Origin of the sequence: Adlercreutzia sp. DFI.6.23 (assembly GCF_024462535.1) — a bacterium.
Taxonomy (GTDB): Bacteria; Actinomycetota; Coriobacteriia; order Coriobacteriales; family Eggerthellaceae; genus Adlercreutzia; species Adlercreutzia rubneri.
This window is the reverse complement of the sequence record NZ_JANGBP010000277.1, coordinates 1-360: the sequence shown is the minus strand read 5'-3', so window position 1 is coordinate 360 and position 360 is coordinate 1. Positions and strand designations below refer to the sequence as shown.

The window sequence follows — 360 nt, the reverse complement described above, 5'->3', positions numbered from 1 at the left end:
CCATGGTGGTGTTCACCGGCGGAAAGCCGGACAAGAACCAGTACCGCCGCTTCAAGATAAAGACGCCGCTCGACGAGGCCAACGTCTTCCTCTCCATGCAGGAGGTGATGCGGCGCCGCTACGCGCCGGAACGTTTGAGCGACGAGCGCTTCGGCAGCAAGACGGACCTCATCATCCTGGACGGCGGAAAGCCGCAGCTGACGGCGGCGCTCGCCATGTTCGAGGAGATGGGGATCGACGACATCGCCATTTGCGGTCTGGGCAAGCGCGACGAGGAGCTGTTCGTGCCTTGGCAGGACACGGGACCGGTGGTGCTGCCCTCAGGCTCGGCGTCGCTGTACCTGGTGAAGCAGGTGCGCG

Annotated in this window: 1 pseudogene; it reads left to right on the top strand. The window is 64.7% G+C overall.

The annotated features are described in order from the left end of the window. Positions 1-360, top strand: a pseudogene (locus NE591_RS13355) (excinuclease ABC subunit UvrC); the annotation flags it as partial.